The following is a 9,454-nucleotide window of genomic DNA, read 5'->3' as shown; positions in this document are numbered from 1 at the left end:
TGACAAACCATCCCGAAGCCAATAAAAGAGTATCGACTCTACTTAAGAGGCAAAAGGGTAAATGTCCAGAATGTGGGCATTACTTTAGGGACAGTGATGTAATGGAAGTAGACCACATCTTACCCCTTTCTAAAGGTGGAAGAGATGAATCCAAAAATCTACAACTATTGCACAGACATTGCCACGACAAGAAGACAGCCAGTGATGGAAGTCTTGTAGGTATTCATGACAAGAACCATATTACCGAGGAGCCGTATGAGGTGAAAGTCTCACGTACGGTTTTGAAGACGAGTCGGTTGGGTGACCGACCGGCTTAGTTTAATATTCATCACCAACGGGGAAAACTAACTCAAACTTAGTTCCTTGTAGCTGTGGGTAAGGGTATGTAGTGACATAATTTGTGATGATTTTTTGTAAAATTTCTGCATAACTCAAAGCTGCTGCTAGCTGTTCCCAGCTAGGAGTTCGAGAAAATTTAATTCCCCGTTCTTTAGCTGCTTGGCGACACCCATTATAGGAGCCATACTGTTGTAGAAGTTGATCTTTATCTAGTAAATTGGGTGCAAAAGGTAAAGCAGCTATGGCGGGTTCATTGCTCTGGTAAACTTCCTGGTTTAGTTCATTTATGGCCACTTGCGCAACTGTGTAAATGGCGGCGGAATTGTGCAAGTCTCGCTGGTAATTGTCCTTGAGAACCTCTAACAGTTGATTGAGGCGTTTTTTACCCATGATTTTTATGACTCATTATCTAAAAGAGATTTTCCGATTGAACGGGGGTCTTGAGACATTTGTGGTTTGTCGTCCGGTTCCTCAGTGATAATAGGAGAGGAGGATACATTGACAGATGGTAATTTTACTGTTTCCTGGGTCTTTTCTTCCCGCCACCATAGTACAATTGATTTAATTGCTTGCACCAATTTGAAGAACCTGCTGGGAAAAGATAAATAACTCCAGTGTGCTTGTTCTGGATTCTCAATATCTGAGACAGAATCAAAGGCTGTAGAAAGTTGGTCTAAATATCGACTCATGGAGCCGATTTCATTTTCCATTTGTACCACAGTCTGGCGGTAAACTTCGGCAACTTCTGTTTTTTCCTGTTTCAGTTGGTTAATTAGAACTTGCATCCGTTGTTTATGTTCTTTATTTCTGCGGAGCAACTGGGAACGACTACGATTTGTGAAAACTAGACAAGCTCGCATTTCTTGATACAAGATATCAACTTCATTGTTGTTAAGTCCCTCAATGGTTTTGGGAAACTCTGTGGCGGAACGAAAGCGTGCAGATGATTGATTGTTTTTTTGCACCATAGGATTATTTAATGTTTGCTTTTACCTACTTGGGGTTAAAAGCATCAACAGGTATGGGAACTTGAAGTTGATTCGTTGAAAGTAAATTTACATAATTATATCAATATAACTGTTAAATTATATATCACAATATGACTGTATTCTGAACCCCAATGTTTTGATTTATCAATGCTTACCCTAATATCTATCTTGAGATAGATGACATAGATAACATACCAGTATTATTATTTTTTGCCTTTAGCCATGGATGGAATGCTCACACCACTTTTGCTGAGTGAAATGGGGTAGATGAATTGCTCTACTAACATAGAACAACAAGTGATTGCACAAAGGGTTAATTATGCTCGAACATGATGTGATTATAGTCGGTGGTGGATTAGCCGGATGTCGTGCTGCGGTGGAAATTGCCCGTACTGACCCTAGTTTAAATGTGGCTCTGGTGGCTAAAACTCACCCGATACGTTCCCACTCGGTAGCAGCTCAAGGGGGAATGGCGGCCTCACTCAAAAATGTTGATTCAGGAGATAGTTGGGAAGCACACGCTTTTGATACTGTCAAGGGGTCTGACTATTTAGCAGACCAGGACGCGGTAGCAATTCTCGCCCAAGAAGCGCCAGATGTGGTGATTGACTTGGAACACATGGGTGTTTTATTCTCGCGGTTACCTGATGGTCGGATTGCTCAACGGGCTTTTGGCGGACATTCCCATAATCGCACTTGTTACGCTGCGGATAAAACTGGTCACGCGATTCTCCATGAGTTGGTGAACAATTTGCGGCGTTATGGTGTGCAAGTTTATCAAGAGTGGTATGTGATGCGCCTGATTTTAGAATCAGGTGAGGTGAAGGGTGTGGTGATGTTTCACTTGCTCGATGGACATATAGAAGTATTACGAGCTAAGGCGGTAATGTTTGCGACTGGTGGTTATGGTCGCGTTTATAATACCACTTCTAATGATTATGCTTCTACGGGTGACGGTTTGGCTATGACTGCTTTGGCAGGGTTACCTTTGGAAGATATGGAATTTGTGCAATTTCATCCCACTGGTTTGTATCCGGTCGGGGTACTGATTTCTGAAGCTGTGCGGGGAGAAGGGGCTTATTTGATTAATAGTGATGGCGATCGCTTTATGAAAAATTACGCACCTAGTCGCATGGAACTAGCCCCCCGTGATATTACCTCGCGGGCGATCGCCTATGAAATTCGCGCTGGTCGTGGTATTCATCCTGATGGTAGTGCGGGTGGTCCGTTTGTTTATCTTGACCTGCGACACATGGGTAAAGAAAAAATTATGAGTCGTGTCCCCTTCTGTTGGGAAGAAGCACACCGTTTAGTAGGTGTGGATGCTGTAACTCAACCTATACCCATTCGTCCCACTAATCACTATTGTATGGGTGGTATCCCTGTGAATACAGATGGTCAAGTCCGCAGCAGTGGTGATCATTTAGTAGAAGGATTTTTTGCTGCTGGTGAAACCGCTTGTGTATCTGTCCATGGTGCTAACCGTCTGGGTAGTAACTCGCTGCTAGAATGTGTAGTTTATGGTAAGCGTACCGGGGCGGCGATCGCTGAATATGTCCAGAAACGGCGGTTACCCAATGTAGATGAGCAAAGTTACATTCAACAAGCTCACGCAGAAATACAAACCTTAATAGAACAACCAGGAAAATATCGAATTAACCAAGTGCGTCAGGCTTTCCAGGATTGCATGACTGAGCATTGTGGTGTGTTTCGCACCGCCGAATTAATGGGCGCAGGTTGGGATAAAATAACACAATTGCAACAGCAATATTCTGAGATTTATTTAGATGATCAGGGTACTTGCTGGAATACAGAACTAGTAGAAGCCTTAGAACTAAAAAGTTTAATAGTAGTAGGAAAAACAATTTTAGCCTCAGCTATAAATCGCCAAGAAAGTCGCGGTGCACATTTCCGCGAAGACTATCCCCAGCGGGATGATGTCAACTTTCTGCAACACACCATGGCTTATTATTCTCCATCGGGTATTGATATTCAATATCGCCCAGTGGTGATTAATATGTTTGAACCAAAGGAGCGCAAATATTAGGAAGTTTTCGCACTCGAAACCTCATTACTAGTTTGACAAAACCTGGTAAAAGACCTTTTGAGGTTAAGCTCCCCCGGTTCAGAAAACCGGGGAGTGTGAATACTAAATTGTAGTAATATTAAGAAATCAATATTTATTTTAATATTAATAGTTTATTCTTCTATAATTCCCGTTGATATGGGAATATTCACCCGGATAACCTCAAACTAATGGGAAGCATACACCGCTATCATATTCACTCTTAAACCGCTCACAAGAGGGAGTATTCACAGTTTACAGTCCCGTCAAGATCCAAACAAAATTTATTTATGGCAACAAAATTTCTTCCCTATGCACTAGCATCAATTGTTGGTGCTGCACTTGCTAGTATAACGGTTTTACAAATCACTCCTCTCCAAGCCCAAACTCAATGTCCCGAGGTAACTAGACCAGAAATTGCCGAACTGTTTGACCGATGGAACGGGTCTTTACAGACAGGTGACCCAAATAAAGTCACTCTCAACTATGCGAGAAATGCTATTTTGTTGCCTACAGTTTCTAACAAAGTGCGACGAAATCATGAAGAAATTCAGGACTATTTTGTAACTTTCTTACAAAAGCAGCCCGTAGGGCGTATTAATTACAGCAGTATTCGCCTGTATTGTGGTGTAGCTATTGATTCAGGAACATATACATTTAAACTTACCAGTAATGGTCAGACTCAGGAAGTTCCAGCCAGATACACCTTTGTTTATAATAAAGTCGGCAATCAATGGCTCATAGCAGAACATCACTCTTCAGCTATGCCAGAACCAGTTAGCAGTGCTCAATAGTAGGCACAGCTTCTAAAAACATCCAGTGGAGTTAAGCAAGAATAAATATTGCTTGACTCCCATCGCGAATAGGTGTATAATTAAGTCTATAGAGAAGGGGAGTAGCTTTAAAATAAAGTCACTTTATTTTAAACATCTGAGTCAACATACTGGTGATGAACCTGGTTCAGATGACAAATGATAATATGATAAATATTTGATTTGGCAGCGAGACCTTCACTGAGTTTACACAAAAAATTGTGTGTAGCTCTCAGTGAAGTTTTGCCACTCTCATTGAAGCTCCACACAGGTAAAAAATCCTTCAGGAGTTAAAGAGAGTGTTAACAGCATTTACAGCAGGTTTGTTACTAATTACAGTTTCCGAGTTAGGGGATAAAACATTTTTTATAGGCGTAATTTTAGCGATGAAATACTCGCGTAAGCTGGTATTAATCGGTGTAGCCGGCGCACTAGCCGCCATGACAATTTTGTCTGTCATATTCGGGAGGTTTGTATCTTTCTTACCAGAAATTTACCTCAAGTATGCGGAAATACTATTATTTCTAGGATTCGGGATCAAACTGCTCTATGAAGCTAGTAAAATGCCTGAGTCAGGCTCGGAGATAGAAGTAATCAATGAGGCCAAAGAGGCAGTATATAAGGCAGATTTACAAAGAAAGTCAAAAAGCCCCTTAGCAATTTTCATAGAAGCCTTCACCCTGACATTTATAGCAGAATGGGGCGATCGCACGCAAATAGCCACAATTGCCCTAGCAGCCAGATATAACCCTGTGGGAGTAGCTGCGGGTGCAGTGTTAGGGCATATAATTTGCACTGCGATCGCCGTGATTGGAGGTAAACTGATTGCCGGACGTATTTCGGAACGTCAACTCACTTTTACTGGCGGATGTCTATTTCTGATTTTTGGCATCCTGGCTGCTATCAGAGTGTAATTTATCACTGTAAATAATGTAGTTACTCTCCTGGTTTTGTGGGCGATGGAGTAGGCGCAGAAGTGGGGGGAGCGATAGCCCTATTAACTTGATCTTTGTACTGAGCAGGTGCTAAAGCCAGGGCGTTATCAAATAAAGGTTGAGCTTCATCTGGTTTACCCTGTTCTCTGAGGAGCAATGCTTTTGCTAAAACGGGACGAAAATCTTGAGGATCATTCTTAATTGCTTGCTCATAGATAGAGGTAGCTTCCCCATAGCGTTTCTGGGAAACGTGAACAGTACCTAATAGAACCTGTACAGCTCCCCTATCCAAACTTCCCGTTTGGGTTGTCTTTCCAGAAAGAGTGTCTTCGAGCAAACTCACAGCCTCATCAGGACGTTGCTGTTTGAGCAACAGAGCCACCAAACCCCGTAAAGCGTTCAACTCACCGGGGTTAGTGGTTAAAACTGAGCGGTAAGCTTGGGCTGATCCTTCCTGGTCGCCTATTTGCTGCTTGGCTTCGGCTAATAGCACCCCATATTGAGACCGTTCTGGATTAAGTTGAGTGAGTTTTTCTAGAGGTTCAATGACTGCTTTAATATCACCTTGATTTAAAGCCAGAAGTTGTAGCCTCACCTGCAATAAACCATTGAGCGCAGTTTGATTTTCTGGCTCCCGTTGTAAAACCAACTCATAACTTTTTGCTTGGTCTTGCAACTGTGATAATTGCTCAGATGAGGCTGTGCTGACAGGGGTATTTTCAGTTGAGGGCGGGGGATTTTTCAAGGATCCAATAATCGGAATTAGGGAAGCACCTAGAAAGGAAATAGTTCCCAAGGCTAAAACAATCTTAATTTTCCAAGTATTGCGCGGTTGAGACACAGTTTAGTTTTACTCCAAGATTCAAACGACATGATCATTTACATAAATCACAAGGCGAAAAATTTCCAAAAGCTTGCGGAATACCGCCAATGGCCTGTGAATTTTATAACAATTAACTATTCACATTGCTAAAAAAAGTGATGACTTTAGGAGGATCCGTCAGAAATTTACTTATGATATGCTTCCCAAACCAGTGTAAAGGCTCCCAGTTATATTTGTGTTAATACATTAATGTAGCTTCCTTCTCATTGTATGGCTCGCCCTGGTGTAGGTTTGTGAACAGCTAATATATTTTCATTAACCGCACAAACCCTGTTTTTAGTTGCCTTCGTTAAATCCCATAATTGGGATGTGTCTCCGCCGCAAGGAGTTTTTATGAATTCCCACCTGATGCCCTCACCTGAATCTTCTAACTTTTCTACCAACCATCAAGCTGCTAATGGTCATACAGTAGCAGTCCAGGCCTCTGACCTGGAAAATTCCCATTTTCAACCTAGTGACACCAGCTCAAATGAAACTGAGCTTCATCGGGTGCAACCAATCCCACCACCCAGTGAAACAATGCAATACCGAGCCATCGGGTTAGTCCGGGGTCGTTACCTTGCTAGCAGCGAACAATTTACTCAAGGTACCCTGATAACCACAGATGGCGTGCAACTCAACGCTGTTCTCCTGGGACGGATTATGAGCTTAGTCAAAAATCACCTAGATTTAGAGAAAGATCATTTGTGGGTAGTTTACCCACGCACCCGCCAAGAAAACGACACCTTACACCTGCAAATTGTGGGGGTTTGGGATCCAGAAAATTTGGCTAAACAGCCCACAGAACAGGACAAGCAAGATTCCTTCATCCAAGATTTACACAAAACCGATGATGAGCTACCCAAAAACCAAGAAGAATCTACAAGTGAAGTGCTATCTTCCTCCGAAATGGCTGATGGTACTTTTTCCGTGCGTGGTGAGGTAGTTTACCAGTCTTTTGACGCTAAAAGTTTAGTGGTCAAAATTAAGCAAGCTCCCCGGAAAACTGGTGATAAACCCAAATATTTTAAGTTGAAACTGCGGGGTGTGTTGACCACCAAAGCTGTGAGCAAGTTCTGGGACTTTCAAGCCAAGCGGGAAGGTGACGTATTGGTAGTAGAAAAAGCTAAGGCGATCGCGGATCTACCCAAAAAACGCAAACCGCCCTTTAAAGGTAGTCCCCGTGCTGGTGGTGGTGCGAGAAAGCCATTTCCCCGCAGACGTAATGGGGAAACCCCAAAACCAATCAAGAAAACAGCCGGCGAACCATTGGCGGTATCTAAACCGATACCGAAAGCGCCTGCTCCTAAGCCCATTAAACGGGCGAAACCAGTTCAGGAGTGATATTCTAGGATTTTCATGTCAAGTAAATTTGGCAATTCGCTGATATCCCCTGGTTAAAAACTCTTGCTCATAAGTATCACGAGTCGTAAAGACGGGGAAAGGGGGGAAGATGAACACTTCCCCATTCCCCATGCTAAAAATCTGTCCAGCGATCTTGGGGTAAAAATGATCTGTCCATGGGAATTTGAGCCACTGGTTCTGTGAGGGTAAAAGTACCCGCACCAATCCACGCTTTTAATTCCGTGGCGATCGCCCTAGAAAATAATATACTAGCTAGGGGAGCAACCCTGACATTTTTACCATCAATGGTGATCCGCCCTGACTTGAGTTGGGCGTAACTCACCAGTCCAAAGGTAGGACGAACTCGCCGAGGAATGGAAAAATCTACGATGGGCGCTACTAAGTCTTTATCCTGGACGGCACAATATTTAACTACCTCTTCATTTAATACCGGGAGGGGGACACCTACACCCAACATTAATGAGGGACCATAGCTTTTAAAGTAACAACCCCGCACCCACTGGGGATTCATTTGTTTAGCATCGCCGATTAAGGCTACAGTGGCAGCCGGTCCAATGGGTGTATGATTGGGTAAGCGTTTTTGTAAGGGGAAGTGTTGAGTTCCTTCCCATGCAACATAGCCAATACCACCACCTAAGAATATCCTGGTACCAATGCCAACTAGTTGTAAATCTGGGTCGTTGAGTAAGGGGGAAATTGCACCGGGGTTAGAGTAAACCGCATTTCCTAAACTCGGTTGTAAAGGACCTAGATAAGTAAATAGTGGGCGATCGCCCCCATTAACGCCGACAATAAAGTTTTGGTAAAGATTGCGCGGATTGAATAAATAGAACTGATTGATGGTGTCACGGGTAATGGTAGTTTCAAAGCTCGCCCTGGGGTAACAATCTGTTACTTGTCCCAAAGCTCTGATCTGTACGGGGTTCCCAGCGATCAAATTTTCTATCACATGGCCACCGCCATGTTCTCGGACTTCTTCCCCATCCATGGTATCTACGGGACAACTTGCACCCAAGTATAAATCTACCGCCCCAAACCCTGCGTAGGCTGGTACGCCATCTATCCAACAGCGGCGAATTTTAATCGGGGGGTCAGTTTGTCCCAGGTTAATAATTGCACCACTGGACTCCATCGGCTCAAATGTACCCGTGGTAATGACATCAACTTCTTTGGCTACTTGAGTAATACCAACTTCAGCAACTCGTGCTTTTAGTTCTTCTACAGTCAATACTACTGCACGTTGGCGGCTGATTTTGTCGTTAATTTCGGCTATTGTTCGCATTTTTGAGCCAATTATACCCTAAGATTGATAAAGTAACTCGGCTTGTTCTAACACTGTGGCGATGGCTTTTGCTTGTTTGTCTGGTGGATCTCCGGCTATCACCGCCATAATTGCTATGACCAGGATATCTGTAAGGTTGTGTTTCTTTGTTCTTTCTATTCTGGGGTCTTTGATATCTCTCAAGTTCTCCACTAAACTCTGGTGAATCGCTTCTACAGATGCTACTTGTCCATGATTAGCTTTTTTCTTGGTTACAGTTGGCTTGGTTTTAAATCCAGATGACATAAAGATTGATGAAGATAGTGTTCAGGGCAGGTATTTTTGTCATCTCACTGTTCTTCTTCTGTGTCAAGTATATTATTTCTGCTCCCTATTCTGATTCTTTTGTCAAGTCATTTTTATACTAAATTAGATGAGCTTACCCTGGCGCAAAAATTGATTATTGATGAAAAAATATAGGCAGCAGGATTTACATCAGTTCCATAGCAGGTAAAGTTTTTTCTTGCTGCCTCATATAAAGTAGTTCCACAACCACAAAAAGGATCTAGTATAGAAAAATCATTAGAGCTGTTTTCTGCTAAAAGATACTCAACTAACTGGGGCGAAAATTGACCACGCCATGGAAATAAGCTATTCCTTTTCTTATTTTCTATATTCAGAAATGAGGTTCTTCAGTACCTAATATGCTAAATTGTTTTGATAAAATCCGAAAAGGCTTACCGTATAAGGGAAATAATGTTGGTTATTGAAGAAAATGCCTGAATATTCCTTCTTAATCTCTGTTCGGTGTGTTCCCTGTTCCCTG

The 9,454-nt window shown here is 42.6% G+C and carries 11 protein-coding genes; 5 read left to right on the top strand and 6 right to left on the bottom strand.

Annotated features, from left to right (window positions below):
* On the top strand, positions 1-317 hold a 317-nt coding region (locus PN457_RS16160), incomplete at its 5' end, for an HNH endonuclease (protein ID WP_271734445.1).
* Between the two features lies 1 nt (position 318).
* Here the strand turns inward: PN457_RS16160 and PN457_RS16155 are convergent.
* Complete coding sequence (locus tag PN457_RS16155) at positions 319-729, bottom strand: hypothetical protein (RefSeq protein WP_271734443.1); 411 nt, start codon at positions 727-729, stop codon at positions 319-321.
* Positions 730-734: 5 nt separating this feature from the next.
* Positions 735-1,307, bottom strand: a complete 573-nt coding sequence (locus tag PN457_RS16150) for a hypothetical protein (protein WP_271734441.1) — start codon at positions 1,305-1,307, stop codon at positions 735-737.
* A 340-nt stretch (positions 1,308-1,647) separates the two neighbouring features.
* Between PN457_RS16150 and PN457_RS16145 the strand changes: the two genes are divergently transcribed.
* The 3 genes from PN457_RS16145 (at position 1,648) to PN457_RS16135 (ending at position 5,119) form a co-directional block, all read left to right on the top strand.
* The gene (locus PN457_RS16145; protein ID WP_271734438.1) at positions 1,648-3,375 is read left to right on the top strand and encodes a succinate dehydrogenase/fumarate reductase flavoprotein subunit; all 1,728 of its coding nucleotides are present in this window, start codon (positions 1,648-1,650) and stop codon (positions 3,373-3,375) included.
* Between the two features lie 308 nt (positions 3,376-3,683).
* Positions 3,684-4,187 (top strand): SgcJ/EcaC family oxidoreductase, encoded by a 504-nt coding sequence (locus PN457_RS16140; protein ID WP_271734435.1) that lies wholly within the window; start codon positions 3,684-3,686, stop codon positions 4,185-4,187.
* A 317-nt stretch (positions 4,188-4,504) separates the two neighbouring features.
* Positions 4,505-5,119 (top strand): TMEM165/GDT1 family protein, encoded by a 615-nt coding sequence (locus PN457_RS16135; RefSeq protein WP_271734432.1) that lies wholly within the window; start codon positions 4,505-4,507, stop codon positions 5,117-5,119.
* Between the two features lie 22 nt (positions 5,120-5,141).
* On the opposite strand, the gene PN457_RS16130 is transcribed toward PN457_RS16135, so the two are convergent.
* Positions 5,142-5,981 (bottom strand): tetratricopeptide repeat protein, encoded by an 840-nt coding sequence (locus PN457_RS16130; RefSeq protein WP_271734431.1) that lies wholly within the window; start codon positions 5,979-5,981, stop codon positions 5,142-5,144.
* Between the two features lie 375 nt (positions 5,982-6,356).
* On the opposite strand from PN457_RS16130, the gene PN457_RS16125 reads away from it, so the two are divergent.
* Positions 6,357-7,346: a hypothetical protein gene (locus tag PN457_RS16125; protein WP_271734430.1), complete on the top strand. Its 990-nt coding sequence runs from the start codon at positions 6,357-6,359 to the stop codon at positions 7,344-7,346.
* A gap of 133 nt (positions 7,347-7,479) precedes the next feature.
* Here PN457_RS16125 and PN457_RS16120 read toward each other — a convergent pair whose 3' ends face one another.
* The 3 genes from PN457_RS16120 to PN457_RS16110 all read right to left on the bottom strand — a co-directional run bounded on the left by PN457_RS16120 (position 7,480) and on the right by PN457_RS16110 (position 9,302).
* Complete coding sequence (locus PN457_RS16120) at positions 7,480-8,649, bottom strand: homocysteine biosynthesis protein (protein WP_271734429.1); 1,170 nt, start codon at positions 8,647-8,649, stop codon at positions 7,480-7,482.
* An 18-nt stretch (positions 8,650-8,667) separates the two neighbouring features.
* Positions 8,668-8,934: a transposase family protein gene (locus PN457_RS16115; protein WP_271734428.1), complete on the bottom strand. Its 267-nt coding sequence runs from the start codon at positions 8,932-8,934 to the stop codon at positions 8,668-8,670.
* A 113-nt stretch (positions 8,935-9,047) separates the two neighbouring features.
* Entirely contained in the window at positions 9,048-9,302 is a 255-nt protein-coding gene (locus tag PN457_RS16110; protein ID WP_271734448.1) for a DNA methyltransferase, read from the bottom strand.
* Positions 9,303-9,454: the final 152 nt, after the last annotated feature.

It is taken from the genome of Anabaenopsis arnoldii (assembly GCF_028331025.1).
GTDB lineage: Bacteria > Cyanobacteriota > Cyanobacteriia > Cyanobacteriales > Nostocaceae > Anabaenopsis > Anabaenopsis arnoldii.
The sequence above is the reverse complement of the archived record's forward strand: the minus strand, read 5'-3'. Positions and strand labels throughout refer to the sequence as shown.